The sequence below is a fragment of the Klebsiella sp. WOUb02 genome, from assembly GCF_050058015.1.
GTDB lineage: Bacteria > Pseudomonadota > Gammaproteobacteria > Enterobacterales > Enterobacteriaceae > Klebsiella.
The window spans coordinates 939,529-958,167 of record NZ_CP170110.1 but is presented as its reverse complement, the minus strand read 5'-3'; the positions used below and the strand labels follow the sequence as shown (position 1 = coordinate 958,167).

The following is an 18,639-nucleotide window of genomic DNA, read 5'->3' as shown; positions in this document are numbered from 1 at the left end:
TCTTACTACAGGTGATCTATGACTTATGTAATTGTTCATGCCCTCGCGCCGATTTTTCTCATCATGCTGCTGGGCTTCTGGGCCGGCAAAGCCAAAATGGTCGACAACAAAAACGTGTCGCTGCTCAACATCTTCGTAATGGACTTTGCCCTGCCCGCCGCGCTGTTCAGCGCTACCGTGCAGACCCCGTGGGCCGATATTGTTGCCCAGTCGCCGCTGATTGTGGTGCTGACCGGCGCCATGTGGATCACCTATGCGGCGATCTACTTCCTCGCCACCGGCGTGTTTAAAAAGTCTCCGCAGGATGCCGCCGTGCTGACCCTCACCGTGGCGCTGCCGAACTATGCCGCGCTTGGCCTGCCGATTCTCGGTAGCGTGCTGGGTGAAAGCTCCGCGACCTCGCTCTCCGTCGCCGTCTCCATCGCCTGTGGTTCGGTGCTGATGACGCCGTTCTGTCTGCTGATTCTGGAGCGTGAAAAAGCGCGCGCCGCCGGTGAAAACAGCGGCTCCACGCTGGCGATGCTGCCGGTGCTGATGTGGCGTTCGCTGAAAAAACCTATCGTGATGGGCCCGCTGCTCGGCGTAATCTTCTCGGCGATTGGCATCAAAATGCCGGAGTTGCTGCTGGCGGCAATCAAACCGCTCGGCCTTTCAGCCACCGCGGCGGCGCTGTTCCTGACCGGGGTGATCCTCTCCGCGCGTAAGCTGCAGCTGAACGCGATGGTGAGCATTGCGACCATTGCCAAGCTGCTGATCCAGCCGTTTATCGCCTGGGCTATCGTTCTGGCTTTCGGCCTCCACGGCTCCGTGGCGATCACCGCTATTCTGATGATCGCGCTCTCTGCCGGCTTCTTCGGCGTGGTGTTCGGCAACCGCTTTGGCGTGCAGTCGCCGGATGCGGAAGCGGTGCTGCTGTTGAGCTCGGTTCTGTGTATCCTGTCGTTACCGCTGTTCATCACCTTAACTTCAGGTATCTGATATGACATTCACTTCGCGCCCTCACGATTTACTGTGGCTGAAAAGCCGCGATGCCCTGCTCAACGTTGAGGAGGCGTGGGTGGCCAGCCAGTGGCAACCGGGTCTGCCCGTAGTGGTGCGGCGCGACGTGAATGATAATGGCGATATTCCGGTAGGCGTGCGCGGCATAAAGCGCGAACAGCGCGCCGCCGGATGGGTTAAGGCCGGGAGCGTTTCGCGCACTATCACGCCGGAAGAGCTGGTCGAGCGCCAGCGCCTGCTGCACTCGCCGTTTGTCTCCCAGCAGCCCGTTCAGGCGGCTATTTTGCTGACCACCTTTGCGTGGCCGTGGATCTGGGGCATTACCGGCAGCACGGCCTACGCCCTCGCCACCGAAATTCCCGTCCTGCACGCCGACAGCGATCTCGATCTACTGATTCGCGCCCCTGAACCGCTGACCGATGACGAACTGCGGCAGTGGCAGGCGCAGGTGGAAAAGCTGCCGTGCCGCGCCGACACCCAGATTGAAACGCCCCTTGGCGCGTTTGCGCTCAACGAATGGCTGCGCGAAGGACGCGTTCTGCTGAAAACCGCCACCGGGCCGCAGCTCACCGCGACGCCGTGGCTCAGGGAGTCATGATGAAAATCCTCTTTACCTTTCCCGGCCAGGGCGCCCAACGCCCGGGAATGCTGCAAAACCTGCCCGACGGCGATGCCATTCTTGCTGAAGTGCGCGCGGTGCTTGGCGACGAAACCAATACACTCGACGCGCCCGAGGCGCTGAAGCACACCCGCGCGGTGCAGCTTTGCCTGCTGATTGCGGGCATGGCGTGGGCACGTGAACTGATGCGTAACGGCGTGACGCCCGATATCGTCAGCGGCCTGTCGATTGGCGCTTACCCGGCGGCAGTGGTGGCTGGCGCGCTGGATTTTCGCGACGCGCTGCGGCTGGTGGCCCTGCGCGGCGATTTAATGGAGCAGGCGTATCCCCACGGCTACGGCCTAACGGCGATTGTTGGCCTCACGCTGAATCAGGTTGAAAAGCTGATGGCGGGAAGCGGCACTTATATCGCCAACCTTAATGCCGAAACGCAGATAGTGATTGCCGGCCGGGATGAGGAGATGGCGGAGGTCGCGAGAAAAGCGCTGGCTGCCGGAGCCAGCAAGGCTACCCGGCTTGCGGTAAGCGTGCCGTCGCATTGTGCTTTGCTGGATAAACCGGCGGCAGAGTTAGCTCAGGCGTTTGAATCCGTGACATTGTCACGCCCAGTGCGAGCCTACCTTAGCGGATCGACCGGCCGGGTGCTGTGGGAACCGCAGAAAATCGCCGAAGACTTAGCCTTCAACATGGCGCGGACGGTGCAGTGGCAGGACGCCATGGTTTCCGCCAATCAGCGCGATGCGCGGCTGGCGATTGAGATGCCGCCAGGCAGCGTGCTAACCGGGCTGACGCACCTCGCAGGCTGGCAGGGCGATGCCATCTGCATGGAGCGAAACAGCGTTGCAGTGGCACTGCATCTGGCGAAACGCCTCAGCCGTTAAGGCTGCGGGCGTACATCCGCCCTTCCGCCGCCAGCGCCAGCAGATCGGCGTCGCGTTCGCGATGGTGGGAATAGACGATCGAGATCAGCTGGCGCATCTGATACGGCTCAGCCAGCTTTAACAGCTGCACGTCGTTTTCGTAGACCTTCTTCATCCGCCCGGGCAGCAGCGCAAAGCCAACCCCGGCCTGCACCAGGCTGATCATCGAAAAGATATCGTTGACCCGGGTGACAATTTCGGGCTCGAAGGCGGCGACCTGAAAAGCCTCTCGAAAGCCCGCGTAGGTGGCGAAGCCTTCCGCAAGCGAAACGAATTTACGGTCGGCGTAGTCGCGAAGGTCGGCGGGCCTCGAGGTATCCAGCCGTTCGGCCGCCGGCGCGGCGAGAAAAATGTCGTCTTCAAACAGCGGCACCACGTCAAACGCCGAGTTGCTGAACTCCCCGGCGTTGGTGGCGATCAGAATCGCGTCCAGGGCGTCGTCCTCCAGCATATCCAGCAGCATCTGGTTGGAGCCCATCGTCAGGTCCAGCTCCAGCTCCGGGCGCCGCAGCTTCATCCCCATGATGATCCGCGGCACGGTCTCCAGCGTGAGCGAATAGAGCGTGCCGATCCGCAGTCGTCCCTGGCCGACGCCGGCGACCTTTCGCGTCGCCTCCAGCCCGCGCGTCATCAGCGTGGTAACGTCCTGACAATACTCCAGCAGCGTCCAGGCCGCCGGCAGCGGCAGCAGGTTGCGTCCCTTATGGACAAACAGCGGGCAGCCCACCCCCTCTTCCAGGGTATGCAGGGCCCGGTGGACGCTGACGCCGCTGAGCTGCATCGCTTCGGCGGTTCTGGCGATGTTGCCTTTGGCCATAAACATCATAAATACCGCCAGCTTACGGAAGGTAATATCCTGGTTAATGTCGTCTTTCATGGCGCTACTCTCCCTCTCTCCGCCGCGGCCCGTTATTTCCTGTGTGAATTCAAGCCAGTATAACCGTAACGCCGGTAAATGCTTTAACCCAGAGCAAGGAACCAGCCGCTGCCGTCGTGCATCAGGGGGAGACTAATAGCGGTTCGATCGGGCAAAAAAAAAGCCGGTCAGCTGCTGAGCTGACCGGCATGACGCACGCGGGAGGAACTAATACGGCGACTACAGCGCCATATCGTGCTGCGGCGACTCCGCAGGCTTGAGCTCCGCGGACGGCGCGGCGGCAGGCTTCGCGCCGCTCATATTAATCACCGGCGGTTTGGTCAGCTGCAGCGTCGCGGCGGTGTCGTCCCATACCTGCTGGGTCAGCGCCGGGCTATCGTTCAGCTTCTGGCCATAGCTCGGCACGATCGCGTGGATGCGGCTCTGCCACTCCGCGGAGCTGAACTGCTGCGGGAACATCTGCTTGAGCACGTTAAGGGTAATAGGCGCGGCGGTAGAGGCGCCCGGAGAGGCCCCAAGCAGCGCGGAGATGGTTTTCTGCTCGTCAACCACCACTTCGGTCCCCAGCTTCAGCACTCCGCCCTTATCGGCGTCTCTTTTGATGATCTGCACGCGCTGGCCGGCCTGAATCAGCTTCCAGTCCTCTTTACGCGCGTCCGGATAGTACTCTTTCAGCGCCGCAAAGCGGTCATCGTCGCTGAGCATTACCTGGCTCACCAGGTATTTGACCAGGTCGAAGTTGTCGAGACCGACGTGGGTCATCGGCAGAACGTTATCGGTGGTGGTGGTGCTCAGCAGGTCAAAGAAAGAACCGTTTTTAAGGAACTTGGTCGAGAAAGTCGCGAACGGCCCGAACAGCACCACGCGCTTGCCGTCAAGGAAGCGGGCATCAAGATGCGGAACCGACATCGGCGGCGCGCCGACCGAAGCCTGGCCGTAGACCTTCTGCAGATGCTCTTTGGTCACCGCCGGGTTTTCGGTCATCAGGAAAGAGCCGCCCACCGGGAAGCCCGCGTAGTTGTCGGCTTCCGGAATACCGGTTTTTTGCAGTAATTTCAGCGCGCCGCCGCCGGCGCCGATAAAGACATATTTCGCGTCAATCGCCTGCTCGTCGCCGCTATTAACGTTTTTAATCGTTACGTGCCACGAATTATCGGCATTACGCTTAAATGCGGTTACCTCAGAGGAGGTTTGCAGCGAGAAATTATTATTTTTCTTCAGGCTGCCGATCAGCTGGCGGGTTATTTCGCCGTAGTTGACGTCGGTCCCGACCGGGGTCCAGGTGGCCGCTACTTTTTGCTGCGGATCGCGCCCTTCCATCACCAGCGGCGCCCACTGTTTAATTTGCGCATGGTCGGTGGAGAATTTCATCCCCTGGAATAGTGTGGTTTGCTGCAGAGCGGTATAACGTTTTTGCAGATAATCAACGTTATCGCCCCAGACAAAGCTCATATGCGGGGTGGAATTAATAAAGGAGTGCGGGTCATGCAAAATGCCGCGCTTAACCTGCGCCGTCCAGAACTGACGGGAGATCATAAACTGCTCGTTGATCTCCAGCGCCTTGCTGACGTCAATGGAGCCGTCCGCGCGCTCTGGCGTGTAGTTCAGCTCCATGTTTGCCGAGTGGCCGGTACCGGCATTGTTCCAGCCGTTAGAGGACTCCAGCGCCACGCCGTCAAGCTTCTCAACCATCACCTGTTTCCAGTCCGGCTGGAGTTCCTGCAGCCAGGTGCCGAGCGAGGCGCTCATGATCCCGCCGCCAATCAGCAGAAAATCGGTTTTCTTTGCGGCGTCGGTATTTGCGTAGGTTGCCGTACTGACGAATAGCGCCAGTGCGGTCATGGATAAGATCGAGTTTTTTATTGCAGGCATAATAGAATTATCGCATAGCATAATGAAATAAGTGTCAACATGTTAACGCACTTTCATTATATTTTAAAATATCATTTACATTTTCCGCACAGTTAATCAATTATTGGCATTGACTTTTTTAACTTAAAAAAGTGCGGAATGCTAAATGGAATTAAGATCCACCAACGTATCGCGATAATTAAAGGGCTGACGCCGCGCGCGCCAGTTTATTTAGTTACATAAGGGGAGGCAGCGGCGCGCGAAAATATAGCGCGCCGCGAAGAATTAGCGCTGTGACTCTGCCAGCGGATGCGTTTTATTTCGTAACGCAATGCGCAGATGCTCGTTATTTTCCCTCAGCAGCTCGCGCGCCTGCCAGGCGTCAAGCCCGCTGAGCAGCATCAAAATCGCCGTCCGGCAGTGCTGGTTGCAGGCGGCAAGCGCGGCTTTCGCCTCGCTGCGCGAACAGCCGGCGGCCTCTATCACGATGGCGATTTGCCGCTCGGCCCAGCGCGGGCTGGTGGCCTGCAGATCGACCCGCAGGTTGCTGAAGACCCTGCCGTCGCGAATGGCCAGCCCGGTGGTCAGCATGTTGAGCAGCTGCCGCTGCGCCAGCTGCGCTTTCGGGTTACCAAACCCCGCCACCGCTTCCGGACCGGTTTGCGGCGCCACGATAATATCCGCCAGCTGCGCCGCTTCGCTATCCGCCTGCTGGGTCAGCACCGCGACCGGCGCGCCGAGCGACCAGGCGTGGCGCATCGCGCCCCATACCCACGGCGTTTTGCCGCTGACCGTCAGCGCCAGCAGCATATCGTTATCGCTAAAGCGCAGCGCCTGCAACTCCAGCGCGCCGAGATCGTAGTCGTTAGCGGCCGTCTCCATCTCCTGCAGCGCCGCCGCCGACCCGCCGGCGATGAGTCCCACCAGGGCGTGTTTCTCCTCGGGCGCAAATTCGTTGACCGCCTGCAGGGCCGCGCGGCCGGATGCGCCGGCGCCGACGATCACCAGCCGCCCGCCGCGGCTCAGGGTCGCCGCGGCGTTATCGACCAGGCGGGTCATTTCCGCCAGGCAGGCGTCGATGGCGTTGGCAATCTGCCGGCCGTCGGCGTGCAGCAGCGTCAGCATATCGTGGGTGGTAAGACTATCGATACGGCGGGTGTCAGGGTGGCGTCGTTCCGTCATTGAAGCGGTTGGCTTACTGCTCATAAAAACCTCCATTTAAATAACTCCGCATTTACTATAGGGACATTTACCGTCATCTCCTGCGAGTGGGGTCACGCTTCCCGGTTCCCGACGGATCGTTTATTGCTTTTTTACATGCCTTTAAGAAATTCGCCCCATCAGCGATAATAGGCCTTCGCTGTTTAGCCTGGGGTTGTTATGAATGAGTTAGCGGAGCTGGAACCGCCCGCGCGCAGGCGCCGTAAGAGCATGAAGCTGAGTACCGCCGTGACGCTGATGATTGGCAGCGTGCTGGGGTCGGTTCTGCTGCTGGTCTACGCGCTGTGGTTTATCCAAATCAGTGATACCACCCGCGACGGGCTGAAGGACACCGCCCTGGCGGTGGCGCGGACGTTGGCCGATATGCCGGAAGTGAAGCGCGGCCTGACGCTGCCGGCGGACAGCAATATTATTCAGCCGCTGGCGCAGGCGGTGGTGCAACGCAACGATCTGCTGTTTGCGGTGGTCACCAATATGCAGGGTATTCGCTACTCGCACCCCAACGACCAGATCATCGGCAAGCGGTTTATCGGCGATGACATTAACCCCACCCTGCAGGGAAAGGAGAACGTTGCCGTCAACCACGGCGTACTGGCCCCGGCCCTGCGCGCCTTTACGCCGGTTTTTGACGCTAACCACCGGCAGATTGGCGTCGTGGTCATCGGTATTTCGCTCAGTAAGGTGGATACCCAGATCGCCAACAGCCGCTGGGACGTCCTCTTTACCGTGCTGTTCAGCGCCCTGGTCTGCGGTATCGGGACCTGGAGCCTGGTTCGCGGCCTCAAGCGCGTGCTGCTGGGACTCGAGCCGCAGGAGCTCTCCACCCGCTTCCAGCAGCATCAGGCGATGCTGCATTCGTTAAAAGAAGGCGTGGTGGCAATCGATACCGAAGGACAGGTGACCCTGATCAATCCGGCCGCGCGCGACATTTTGTTCAGCGGGCCCGATAAGGCGCTCGGCCATACGCCGCTGCTCGCCGACTTACAGGAGGTTCTGCGCACCGGGACGCCCACTTACGATCGCGAGCTCGGCTGCAACGGCCTGCTGCTCATCAGCAATACCGTGCCGGTGCGCAGCCAGAACGCCACCGTCGGCGCCATCTGCACCTTCCGCGACAAAACCGAGGTCAGCCAGCTGCTGCAGCGTCTCGACGGCATGGTCAACTATGTCGATGCCCTGCGTACGACTTCCCATGAGTTTATGAATAAGCTGCACGTGATCCTCGGCCTGCTGAATATGAAAAGCTATGACAAGCTGGAGGAGTACGTGCTACAAACCGCCCACACCTATCAGGCGGACATCGGCGAAATTCAGCACCGCATCAAATCGCCGGTGGTCGCCGGCTTTTTGATTGGTAAAATCCAGCGCGCGAAGGAGCGCGGATTTAGCCTTAGCCTGGCGGAAGAGAGCCTCGTCCCCGACTGCCCGAACGAAAAGCAGATCACCGTTCTGGTCACCGTGCTGGGTAATTTGATTGAGAATGCGCTGGACGCCATGAGCGGACAGCGTGAAGGCGAAGTCAGCCTGTTGCTACACTATCAAAACGGCTGGCTAAGCGGCGAAGTGAGCGACGACGGTCCGGGGATCCCGGAGGCGAATATCGATGCCATCTTTAATAAAGGCTTCTCCACCAAAGGCGAAAATCGCGGCGTCGGCCTGTTTCTCGCCAGCCAGCAGCTGCGCGAACTGGGCGGGACGCTGGCCGTCGAGTCCGAACCCGGCGTATTTACTCAATTTTTTGTTCACCTTCCCTGGGATAGTAAAAGGAACAGCGCGTGATAAATGTATTGATTGTTGATGACGATGCCATGGTAGCCGAGCTGAACCGCCTGTACGTGGCGCGGATTTCCGGTTTCCGCTGCTGCGGCACCGCGTCTACGCTGAATAAGGCCCGGGAGATGATTAACGACGACGAGCTGGAGATCGATCTGGTGCTGCTCGACGTCTATATGCAGCATGATAGCGGGCTGGATCTGCTGCCGACCATTCGCGCCTCCGGCCGCGACATCGACGTGATTATGATCACCTCCGCCGCCGATGCCGCAACCGTACAAACCTCGATGCACTACGGCGTTATTGATTATCTGATTAAGCCCTTCCAGTTCCCGCGTTTTGAGGAGGCGTTAACCGCCTGGCGCGAGAAAAGAAAGCTGATGACCGGACAGACTTATTATGAGCAGGCCGACGTTGATCGCCTGCTGCACGGCGAGCTGCCGGAAGCCAGCGACGCGCGTAAGCTGCCGAAGGGGCTCACCTCGCAAACGCTGCGCACGCTTTGCCAGTGGATCGATGCGCATCCGGCGACCGAGTTTTCTACCGACGAGCTGGCGGTGGCGGTGAATATTTCCCGCGTCTCCTGCCGCAAATACCTGATTTGGCTGGCGCAGATTAATATTCTCTACACCACCATTCACTACGGCGCCACCGGCCGCCCGGTGTATCGCTATCGGCTGGTCGCCGAGCAGTACGGCCTGCTCAAGCAGTACAGTCAGTAAGCCGATAGCCGCTATCCATCAGTTGAAAGCGAAAGCGGCGCTGCGATGAGAGGATCACTTCGCGATTTTTAGTCACAAAAATCGCTTCAATATCCTCCCGTTCACGCAGCGCCGCGCGCCCCTTCTCAACGCCCAGGCCATAGATCAGGGTGGTCCAGATATCGCCGTCGAGGGAGTCGTCAGAAATGATGGTTACGCTCTCCAGCTCGTTATCCAACGGATAGCCGCTGCGCGGGTCGAGAATATGGTGCCAGCGCCTGCCGTCCTGCTCAAAATAGCGCTCATAGATGCCGGAGGTCACCACCGACTGGCCGCTCACCGCAATCGTGCCGACCAGCTCGTCGGCGGCGGCAAACGGCTTTTTCAGGCCAATGGACCACTCCCCGAGGGTATGCACGTTTCCCCCGAGATTAATCAGCGCCGCGTCGACGCCCTGCCGCCGCAGATCGTCGCGCACCCGGTCGGCAATGTAGCCTTTGGCAATGGCGCCAAGATCGATCTCCATCCCCGGCTGGGCCAGAAACACGCTGCCCGCCGCTTCATCAAGGATCACATCCTGCGGCCGGGTCAGCGCCAGGCGGGCGGCAATCTCCGCCGCCGCCGGCACGCTGCGCCCCTGAAAGCCGATACGCCAGAGCTTGACCAGCGGGCCAATCGCCAGGTTGAACGCGCTATCCCGCGCCATGCTCGCGGCCTTCGCGCATTTGATTAGCTGAAACACCGGCCGGCTGACGGCCACCGCGTGGCGACCGGCGGCATGGTTAATATCCATGACCTGGGACTGCGCGCGGTTGACGGTAAGCAGATCTTCGTAGCGTTTAATCAGCTGGAAGGTGCGGGAGGCGAGCGCGTCATCGTGACGGAACAGTTTAAGCAGAATGGGCGAACCCATTAAAACGGCGGAGTAGCTATAGACGCGACTAGTGTCAGACATGGTTGCAACTCCTGTGGATGACCCCGGCGCGCGGCCGGGGTATATCGCGAAAGGTTATCCTCTGGCGCGTTTCGCCGCCTCATGGCCCGCCAGGGTGCCAAAGATAATGATATCCGCCACCGCATTGCCGCCGATGCGGTTGCCGCCGTGGATGCCGCCGACCACTTCCCCGGCGGCGTAGGCGCCGGGAATCGGCCGCTGAGCGGTATTGAGCACCGCGGTCGTGGTATCGATTGTCACCCCGCCCATCGTATGGTGCACTCCCGGGGCGATGCGGATCGCATGGAACGGCCCCTCGTTAACCGGCGCGCGCAGCGCGGTGGTGCGGCCAAAATCCTCATCGCGCTGGGTTTCAACGAAGCCGTTGTAGCGCTCGAGGGTGGCGAGGAAGGCATGGTAATCCATCCCCAGCTTCTCCGCCAGCTCGCGCGGGGAACTGGCGCTGGTGGCGAGGCCTTTGGCGATATATTCATCGGCCGCTTTGTTTTTTGCCCGCACGTGCTCGTCGAAGACGATCCAGGCGTACTGCTCCGGCAGCGCGATAATCGCCGCCGAGACTTTATCGCGGGTCGCCATTTCGTTGAAGAAGCGCTGACCGCGCTGGCTCACCAGAATCGCCCCGCCGCCGCGAATCGACTCCGAAATCAGGTAGGAGGTCTTCTGCTCAACGGTCGGGTGGATCTGGATTTCGCCCATATCCACGGTGCCGGCGCCGATGCGCTCCAGCAGCGCGATGCCGCCGCCGGTCGCCCCTTTATGGTTGGTGGTGACAAAACCGGCGAGATCCGGACGGTACTTCACCACCATCGCGCTGTTGGCGCTGAAGCCGCCGGTGGCCACCACGATGCTCCTGGTCTGCACGTCGAAGCGCTCCTGCTCGTCGTTGAGCAGACGCACGCCGCTCACTTCGTCGTTGGCCATCAGGATCTCTTCGACCGAGGTGTCCAGCATCACGTCAATCCCGCGTTTGCTGATATTGCGCACCAGGCCGCTAATCAGATAGCCGCCGACCGCCGACCCGTCACGCGGACGGTGGGTGCGGTCAATGCTCATCCCGCCGGTAGTAGTGATGTCGTTAAGCATGATCCCGCGGCGGGCCAGCCACTCAATCGCCTCGGGGGCGTTTTCCACGAAGCGGCGCAGCAGCGCCGGGTTGTTTTTGTTATGCCCGCCCTTCAGGCTCTCCTCAAAGAACAGCTCTTTGCTGTCGACAATCCCTTTGACCCGCTGGAAGCGCGTTTCCGCAGCGTTCATCCCGGCGGAAGCTTTAATGGTGTTGCCGCCGATAGTCGGCATTTTTTCAACGATCAGCACGCTGGCGCCTTCGTCGTGGGCCTGAATCGCCGCCGCCAGGCCCGCGCCGCCGCTGCCCACCACCACCACGTCGTAGCTTTTCACCGCCCGATCGTCGCCGCCCTCTTCGATCGCCAGCGCTTTGCTCGATTTCAGCATCGCTTTGGATACCGCTTTTTTCACCGCTTCGCTTTGGCTGGTGGCGCCGGAGATGGCGTCAACGTGCGGGGTGTTGGCGGTCAAAATACGCTCGCGGATCTCTTCAAAGCTGGTGCTGAACTCCACGGTCTGTTCCGCGCCGCAGGCCAGCGCCACGTCGGCAATGCGATCGTTCTCGAGGCTGACGTGAATCACCAGCTCGCCGGCCTCATCCTGCACTGTTTCAACAAAAACGCCGGGCTTAAATTTCGCGTCGCCCATGCTCATATCGCGGATCATCGCTTCCACCAGCGAGAAGCGCCACAGCGGCTGCGGAATATGCAGCGCTTCGCGCCGGGTGCTGTCGATAAAAAGCTCCAGATTTTCACCGTCGCTAATGCGGTCGGTCCAGTCCGGGTAGGCAATGCAGGCGCGCCCAACGGCGATCAGATCGTAGCCGTGGTCCAGCCCCTGTTCGGCGTCCGCGGCGTTAACGATCCCGCCCACGCCCATCACCGGCACCTGCGCGAGGTTAGCGGAGCGCAGCGCGCAGTATTTTTCAATCAGCGGCGTCAGGTCGCTGGTATCAACGATCGAGGAACGCAGCGAGGCGCCCACCGAGAAGTGCAGATAGTCGAGGCCCCGCGCCGCCAGTTTTTCCAGCAGATAGAGGGTGTCGTCAAAGCGGATGCCCGGCTCTTCCAGCTCTTCCGGCGAGAAACGGTAGCCGATAATAAAAGCGTCGTCCGCGTACTGGCTGACCATTTTATGGGTGATATCCAGCACCGCCAGCGGGAATCTGGCGCGGTTATCGCGGCTGCCGCCCCAGCAGTCGTCGCGCTGGTTAGAGTTAGGGGAATAGAACTGCTGGATAAGATAGGTATTGGCGCCGTGGATTTCGACGCCGTCAAAACCGGCCTGAATCGCCCGGCGGACGCCGTCGCCAAATTTCGCGATCGTCTCTTCGACTTCCTCAGCGCTTAGCGCGCGCGGCATCGCGGCGCCGTCGCGCGGAGCGGCCAGCGCGCTCGGCGCAACCGGCTGGCGGCCGCCGATAAGCTGCGGGTCGACCATCCGGCCGCCGTGATAGATCTGCAGAATGGCCTTCGATCCTTCAGCCTGGATCGCTTCGGCAATTTTGGCGAGGCCGGAAATTTTGTCATCATTGTCGATGCCTATGGCGCCAGGGAAAGCCAGTCCATAGTCATCGATAAAGCAGCACTCGACGATGATGGTACCGATGCTGCCCGCCCGGGCCCGGTAATACTCCACCAGCTCGCTGGTGACGGAGCCGTCAAAATAGCCGGTGCAGGTGGTCATCGGCGCCATAAACAGGCGGTTTCTTAGCTCAGTTCCGTTTGGTAAGGTAAAGGGCTGCAAAATACGTTGATTACTGGTCATAGTAATACTCCAGATTTTAAATATTGAAATTCAGAATTCGCTGAGGAATTTATTTTGGTTGTGTTTTTAATTCCTGTTGTCATGCTAACAATATAGCGAATTTTTTAGTTACCAAACCATTTACGTTAGTTAAAAAACTATTTAATACCAACAATAACATCACTACCTCCATCGTATTATTATTTTAAAATACAACGTTTACACAAAGCATAATATCGATAACAAACAGGACACTTTTGTTACGCAATGACAAAATTATACAAGATAAATTACAAGATAAATTACAAGATAAAAATCAATGATATACATAACAAAATGGTTTTACTATGGCTCTGAACTCCGGCTTGATTTTAACATTTAGCGATATTTCGCACAAATAACCACCCTCTCCATCCGGGTTATTGCGAGAAATAAAAAAAACGCCACACCCCGGGATTTATTGATCTCAATCAATTGCAATTCGACATCAAAGAGCAATATATAAATAACAAAGAAATTTAATTTAGCGCCCTAAAAAATGCGTTAAATAAACGTCGCGGTGATAATAAAAACCCATGATTAATAACTAAAGAAAGTTTTGAAATTAAAGAAAGCAAAAGTCATCGACGACTCAACCTTATTTTCAACTACTTGCAGATACTCATTATGAAAGAGAAAAAGACAACCATACCGCCTGCCGGTACAGCCACTCCCAAGGCTGCTGATAAACGTCGTCTGCTGATGATGGCGCTGCCCATTATCGTGGCCGTACTGCTGCTTTTCATCCCGGTGCCTGATGGCCTGCCGCCCTATGCCTGGCACTACTTTGCCATTTTCGTCGGCGTGATCGTCGGCCTGATTTTCGAGCCCCTTCCCGGGGCGGTGATTGGCATCACCGGGGTGGTGGTTATCGCCCTCTGCAGCCAGTGGCTGCTATTCGATCCGGCGCAGCTGGCCGACCCCAAATTCAAGCTGGCCGGTGCCTCCTTTAAATGGGCGGTCAGCGGCTTCGGTAACTCTACCGTGTGGCTGATTTTCGGCGCCTTTATGTTTGCCGCCGGCTACGACAAAACCCAGTTCGGGCGCCGTCTGGCGCTGATTCTGGTGAAATACCTCGGCCGCCGCAGCCTGACGCTGGGCTACGCCATCACCTTTGCCGACCTGCTGCTGGCCCCCTTTACGCCGTCGAATACCGCCCGCAGCGGCGGGACCATTTACCCGATTATCGCCAACCTGCCGCCGCTGTACGGCTCTAAGCCTAACGACCCCAGCGCCCGGCGGATCGGTTCCTATCTGATGTGGGTCGCTATTACCGCCGCCTGTATTACCAGCTCGATGTTCCTCTCGGCGCTGGCGCCTAACCTGCTGGCCCTCGCGCTGGTGAAAAGCATTGTCGGCATCAATATCTCCTGGGGCACCTGGTTTATCGCCTTCCTGCCGGTGGGCGTGCTGCTGATTGTGGTGATGCCGCTGCTGGCCTACTGGTTCTATCCGCCGGAGGTGAAGGTCAATGATGAAGTGCCGCTGTGGGCGGCGCGCGAGCTGGAAAAACTCGGCCGCCTGTCGCGTAATGAGGTTCTGCTGCTGGTGTTCGTCTGCTTCGCGCTGACCATGTGGATCTTCGCCGCCGAGTGGATTGAACCGGCGCTGGCGGCCCTGCTGGTCATCGTCCTGATGCTGTGGACCGGCGTCCTGTCATGGAGCGATATCACCAATAATAAAGCGGCGTGGAATACCTTCGTCTGGTTCGCCACCCTGGTGGCGCTGGCGGACGGCCTCTCCTCCACCGGCTTTATCGCCTGGCTGGGTAAAGAAGGCGGCGCGCTGATGAGCGGTATCTCTCCGGGGGTCGCCACCATCTTGCTGCTGCTGGCGTTCTACCTGCTGCACTACCTGTTTGCCAGCACCACCGCCCATACCACCGCGCTGCTGCCGGCGATGCTGACTATCGCCGCCACCATTCCGGGGATCAATATGCAGGTGTTCGTGCTGCTGATGGTCACCTCGCTGGGCATTATGGGGATCATCACCCCCTATGGTACCGGCCCCAGCCCGATCTACTACGGCAGCGGCTATCTGCCGACCAAAGACTACTGGCGCCTCGGCACCATCTTCGGCGCCATCTTCCTGGCCGCCCTGCTGCTGATTGGCTATCCGTGGATGTCCATGATGTTCTGATTCACAGCCGCCGGGGTCACTCCCGGCGGTTTTACTCTTAGGGAGCTTAAACAATGTCGACTAAACCGTTTGTTTACCAGGAAGCTTTTCCGCTGGCAAAAGATGAGACTGAATACTATCTGCTGAGCAAAGAACATGTTTCCGTGGCCGAATTTGAAGGCCAGGAGATCCTGAAGGTTGAACCTGAAGCCCTGACCCTGCTGGCCCAGCAGGCCTTCCACGATGCGGCCTTTATGCTACGCGTCTCCCACCAGCGGCAGGTGGCGGCCATTCTGCTCGACCCGGAAGCCAGTGAAAACGACAAGTACGTCGCCCTGCAGTTCCTGCGTAACTCAGAGATTGCCGCCAAGGGCATTCTGCCCACCTGCCAGGACACCGGCACCGCCATCATCATGGGTAAAAAAGGTCAGCGCGTCTGGACCGGCGGCGACGACGAAGCGGCGCTGGCGCGCGGGGTCTACAACACCTATACCGAAGATAACCTGCGCTATTCGCAAAACGCCGCGCTGGATATGTATAAAGAGGTCAACACCGGCACCAACCTGCCGGCGCAGATCGATCTGTACAGCGTTGACGGCGACGAATACAAATTCTTGTGCATGGCAAAAGGCGGCGGTTCGGCCAACAAAACCTATCTCTATCAGGAGACCAAGGCGCTGATTACCCCGGCGAAGCTGAAAAACTACCTCGTCGACAAGATGCGCACCCTCGGCACCGCCGCCTGCCCGCCGTACCACATTGCTTTTGTTATCGGCGGCACCTCTGCGGAAGCGACGCTGAAGACCGTTAAGCTGGCCTCCACGCGCTACTACGATGGTTTGCCCACCGCAGGTAACGAGCACGGTCAGGCGTTCCGCGATATTCAGGCTGGAGCAGGAGCTGCTGCTGGAAGCGCAGAATCTCGGCCTCGGCGCGCAGTTTGGCGGCAAGTACTTTGCCCACGACATCCGCGTGATTCGCCTGCCGCGCCACGGCGCCTCCTGCCCGGTTGGGATGGGCGTCTCCTGCTCCGCCGACCGCAACATCAAGGCGAAGATCAACCGTCACGGGATCTGGATTGAGAAACTGGAGAGCAACCCCGGTCAGTACATCCCGGAAGCGCTGCGCCAGCAGGGTGAAGGCAAGGTCGTCAGCATTGACCTCAATCAGCCGATGAACGACATCCTCAAGCAGCTTGCGGCCCATCCGGTTTCAACCCGCCTGACGCTGAACGGCACGATTATCGTCGCCCGCGATATCGCCCACGCTAAGCTCAAGGAGCTGCTGGATAACGGCGAGGCGCTGCCGCAGTACGTGAAAGATCACCCAATCTACTACGCCGGCCCGGCGAAAACTCCGGAGGGTTACGCGTCAGGTTCGCTGGGGCCGACTACCGCCGGACGCATGGACTCCTACGTCGATCTGCTGCAGTCCCACGGCGCGAGCATGGTGATGCTGGCGAAGGGCAACCGCAGCCAGCAGGTGACCGACGCCTGCCATAAGCACGGCGGTTTCTATCTCGGCAGCATCGGCGGCCCGGCGGCGGTGCTGGCGCAGCAGAGTATTAAGAGCCTGGAGTGCGTGGCTTATCCGGAGCTGGGAATGGAGGCGATCTGGAAAATCGAGGTGGAAGACTTCCCGGCGTTTATTCTGGTGGATGATAAAGGCAACGACTTCTTCCAGCAGATTCAGAACCAGCAGTGTAGCGGCTGCGCCCGGCGGTAATGTTGCCGGCTAAAGCCGGGTGTTGCGCGGTATCATTTGCTAAGAGGTATTCCGTTCACCGAACGTTGGGCAGAACATGCGGCCTCAGTGCGAGGTGACCGGGTTAAGGGGAAGATAACCGTCTTCCCCTTAACAATCCCCGCGGTCCCGCACGGAAATCGGTGCTGCGCACTGCGCTCACCTCCCGGCCTGCAGCCTGCGGTCGGCTCAACTCGACCTGCTCGCCCGTTCCGGGGCTCGCTCCTGTCTCGATTCGCCTCTTGCCGCCATCCCTGGCGGCCAGCCCTTGTCTTCCGGCCTTCGGTTCGCCGATTTCAGCGGGGAGCAAGGGCCCCGCTGCATGCCTTTTCGCCACCTGGCGTCCATCGTTGCGGATAGCAACAATGATTGAAACCAAGTGGTGACCATGCGGACAGTCCGCTTTTATCGCCTCAGCCGTTCGGTGAGCGGAACACCGCCGAATCGACAGGCACGTTTTTTATCACCCCGCGGCTAGTGGCCGGCCGAGGGGGCGCCCGGCGCTCCGGCACGGCTGAACGGCGGCCGGGCAAACCAGATAACCACGATCAGCGCCATAAAGCCCCAGCCTAACACCCAGAAGTAGTCGATGGTCGACATCATATAGGCCTGCTGCTCGATGGTTTTATCGATCAGCGCCATATGCTGCTGGGTCGCTCCGCCCATCTTCTCCACATAGTCCACCGCCGGCGGATTATAAGCAGAAACGCTTTCGGTCAGATTGGCGTGATGAAACACCTCCCGCCGCGACCAGATCCAGGTGGTCAGCGAAGAGGCAAACGAGCCGCCCAGTACCCGGAAGAAGGTCGCCAGACCTGAGCCTTCCGCCACCTCGGCGCCGTTGAGATTCGACAGCACGATAGTGGTGATCGGCATAAAGAAAAACGCGACGCCAATCCCCATAAACAGCTGCACTTCGGCGATGGTGCGAAAATCGACATCGGTGTTGAACTGCGCGCGAATAAGGCAGGACGCCCCCATCGTCAGGAACGAGAGCGAGGCCAGAATGCGCAGGTCGAACTTATTGGCGTAGCGGCCAATAACCGGCGTCATCACCAGCGGCAGCACGCCCATCGGCGCGGCGGCAAGCCCGGCCCAAATGGCGGTGTAGCCCATCTGCGTTTGCAGCCACTGCGGCAGAATAATATTGATGGCAAAGAACGCCGCGTAGCCCAGGGTCAGCGAGAGCGTACCGATCGCAAAGTTGCGGTCCTTAAACAGGCGCAGGTTGACGATCGGATGACGCTCGCCCAGCTCCCAGATGACGAACGCAACCAGCGAAATCGCCGAAATCGTCGACATCACCACGATATGGATTGAGGCGAACCAGTCGAGGTCGTTGCCTTTATCCAGCACCACCTGCAGCAGACCGACGCCAAGCACCAGCAGCGCAATGCCGATGTAGTCAATCGGCGCATGGGTGGTGGTCTCTTCCCGCGCGCGCATCTGCGTCCAGACGACGATCGCGGCAAAGATGCCGATCGGCACGTTGATGTAGAAAATCCATGGCCAGGAGTAGTTATCGGTGATCCAGCCGCCGGTAATGGGCCCGACAATCGGCGCCACCACCGTCACCATCGACAGCAGCGCGAGCGCCATGCTGCGCTTGCTCGACGGGAAGATAACCAGCAGCAGGGTCTGGCACATCGGGAACATCGGCCCGGCGAAAAAGCCCTGCAGGGCGCGAAAGATAATCAGCTCGCTCATGCTGTGGGCAAAGCCGCACAGGAACGACGTCAGGGTAAACAGCACCACCGAACCGATAAACAGCTTTAGCTGGCCGAAGCGTCGGGTAAACCAGCCGGTCAGCGGCAGCGCAATGGCGTTACACACCGCAAACGAGGTGATAACCCAGGTCCCCTGATCGGCGCTCACCCCGAGGTTGCCGGCGATCGTCGGCAGCGCCACGTTGGCGATCGTGGAGTCCAGCACCTGCATAAACGTGGCCAGCGACAGCGCGAGCACCGCCAGCCACATATTGGGCGGCGTAAATGCGGCCTTATCTTGCATAA

The 18,639-nt window shown here is 59.3% G+C and carries 12 protein-coding genes and 1 pseudogene; 7 read left to right on the top strand and 6 right to left on the bottom strand.

Features of this window, described 5'->3' with window-relative positions:
- The first annotated feature begins 18 nt into the window (after positions 1-18).
- From ABOC21_RS11390 to mdcH, 3 genes are read left to right on the top strand one after another with little or no spacing between them, the layout of a single operon-like run.
- On the top strand, positions 19-978 hold the full coding sequence (locus ABOC21_RS11390; protein WP_426814614.1) for an AEC family transporter: 960 nt from the start codon (positions 19-21) through the stop codon (positions 976-978).
- Position 979: 1 nt separating this feature from the next.
- Positions 980-1,597: a malonate decarboxylase holo-ACP synthase gene (locus ABOC21_RS11385; protein ID WP_426814613.1), complete on the top strand. Its 618-nt coding sequence runs from the start codon at positions 980-982 to the stop codon at positions 1,595-1,597.
- Positions 1,597-2,499, top strand: coding sequence for a malonate decarboxylase subunit epsilon (mdcH, locus tag ABOC21_RS11380; RefSeq protein ID WP_426815468.1), 903 nt, complete (start codon positions 1,597-1,599; stop codon positions 2,497-2,499). Before ABOC21_RS11385 ends, mdcH begins: the two co-directional genes overlap by 1 nt.
- Here the strand turns inward: mdcH and ABOC21_RS11375 are convergent.
- The 3 genes from ABOC21_RS11375 to ABOC21_RS11365 all read right to left on the bottom strand — a co-directional run bounded on the left by ABOC21_RS11375 (position 2,489) and on the right by ABOC21_RS11365 (position 6,472).
- Complete coding sequence (locus ABOC21_RS11375) at positions 2,489-3,415, bottom strand: LysR family transcriptional regulator (RefSeq protein ID WP_426814612.1); 927 nt, start codon at positions 3,413-3,415, stop codon at positions 2,489-2,491. The two genes, mdcH and ABOC21_RS11375, sit on opposite strands and share 11 nt — an antisense overlap.
- A 219-nt stretch (positions 3,416-3,634) precedes the next feature.
- Positions 3,635-5,287, bottom strand: coding sequence for a malate dehydrogenase (quinone) (gene mqo / locus ABOC21_RS11370; RefSeq protein WP_426814611.1), 1,653 nt, complete (start codon positions 5,285-5,287; stop codon positions 3,635-3,637).
- Between the two features lie 264 nt (positions 5,288-5,551).
- A complete protein-coding gene (locus ABOC21_RS11365) occupies positions 5,552-6,472 on the bottom strand; it encodes an N-acetylmuramic acid 6-phosphate etherase (RefSeq protein WP_426814610.1) in 921 nt (306 codons plus the stop codon).
- Between the two features lie 174 nt (positions 6,473-6,646).
- On the opposite strand from ABOC21_RS11365, the gene ABOC21_RS11360 reads away from it, so the two are divergent.
- Positions 6,647-8,266, top strand: a complete 1,620-nt coding sequence (locus ABOC21_RS11360; protein WP_426814609.1) for a sensor histidine kinase — start codon at positions 6,647-6,649, stop codon at positions 8,264-8,266.
- Positions 8,263-8,982: a two-component system response regulator DcuR gene (dcuR, locus tag ABOC21_RS11355; RefSeq protein ID WP_426814608.1), complete on the top strand. Its 720-nt coding sequence runs from the start codon at positions 8,263-8,265 to the stop codon at positions 8,980-8,982. The genes ABOC21_RS11360 and dcuR overlap by 4 nt, the downstream gene beginning before the upstream one ends.
- Here the strand turns inward: dcuR and ABOC21_RS11350 are convergent.
- Together ABOC21_RS11350 and ABOC21_RS11345 are read right to left on the bottom strand one after the other, a co-directional pair.
- A complete protein-coding gene (locus ABOC21_RS11350) occupies positions 8,963-9,916 on the bottom strand; it encodes an FAD:protein FMN transferase (protein WP_426814607.1) in 954 nt (317 codons plus the stop codon). The genes dcuR and ABOC21_RS11350 overlap by 20 nt on opposite strands.
- Before the next feature lie 54 nt (positions 9,917-9,970).
- On the bottom strand, positions 9,971-12,748 hold the full coding sequence (locus tag ABOC21_RS11345) for a flavocytochrome c (protein WP_426814606.1): 2,778 nt from the start codon (positions 12,746-12,748) through the stop codon (positions 9,971-9,973).
- 645 nt (positions 12,749-13,393) lie between these two features.
- Here ABOC21_RS11345 and ABOC21_RS11340 point away from each other — a divergent pair.
- Positions 13,394-14,905: an anion permease gene (locus ABOC21_RS11340; RefSeq protein WP_426814605.1), complete on the top strand. Its 1,512-nt coding sequence runs from the start codon at positions 13,394-13,396 to the stop codon at positions 14,903-14,905.
- A 53-nt stretch (positions 14,906-14,958) separates the two neighbouring features.
- Positions 14,959-16,609 (top strand): annotated as a pseudogene (gene fumA / locus ABOC21_RS11335) (class I fumarate hydratase FumA).
- A 492-nt stretch (positions 16,610-17,101) separates the two neighbouring features.
- Here fumA and ABOC21_RS11330 read toward each other — a convergent pair.
- Positions 17,102-18,637, bottom strand: coding sequence for a DHA2 family efflux MFS transporter permease subunit (locus ABOC21_RS11330; protein ID WP_426814604.1), 1,536 nt, complete (start codon positions 18,635-18,637; stop codon positions 17,102-17,104).
- Positions 18,638-18,639: the final 2 nt, after the last annotated feature.

Excerpts from the sequence above, each read along its gene's own strand:
- ABOC21_RS11375 (WP_426814612.1), bottom strand. The coding sequence starts at position 3,415 with ATGAAAGACGACATTAACCAGGATATTACCTTCCGTAAGCTGGCGGTA.
- ABOC21_RS11385 (WP_426814613.1), top strand. The coding sequence starts at position 980 with ATGACATTCACTTCGCGCCCTCACGATTTACTGTGGCTGAAAAGCCGC.
- mdcH (WP_426815468.1), top strand. The coding sequence starts at position 1,597 with ATGAAAATCCTCTTTACCTTTCCCGGCCAGGGCGCCCAACGCCCGGGA.
- ABOC21_RS11350 (WP_426814607.1), bottom strand. The coding sequence starts at position 9,916 with ATGTCTGACACTAGTCGCGTCTATAGCTACTCCGCCGTTTTAATGGGT.
- ABOC21_RS11390 (WP_426814614.1), top strand. The coding sequence starts at position 19 with ATGACTTATGTAATTGTTCATGCCCTCGCGCCGATTTTTCTCATCATG.
- ABOC21_RS11340 (WP_426814605.1), top strand. The coding sequence starts at position 13,394 with ATGAAAGAGAAAAAGACAACCATACCGCCTGCCGGTACAGCCACTCCC.
- mqo (WP_426814611.1), bottom strand. The coding sequence starts at position 5,287 with ATGCCTGCAATAAAAAACTCGATCTTATCCATGACCGCACTGGCGCTA.
- ABOC21_RS11345 (WP_426814606.1), bottom strand. The coding sequence starts at position 12,748 with ATGACCAGTAATCAACGTATTTTGCAGCCCTTTACCTTACCAAACGGA.
- ABOC21_RS11365 (WP_426814610.1), bottom strand. The coding sequence starts at position 6,472 with ATGAGCAGTAAGCCAACCGCTTCAATGACGGAACGACGCCACCCTGAC.
- ABOC21_RS11360 (WP_426814609.1), top strand. The coding sequence starts at position 6,647 with ATGAATGAGTTAGCGGAGCTGGAACCGCCCGCGCGCAGGCGCCGTAAG.
- ABOC21_RS11330 (WP_426814604.1), bottom strand. The coding sequence starts at position 18,637 with ATGCAAGATAAGGCCGCATTTACGCCGCCCAATATGTGGCTGGCGGTG.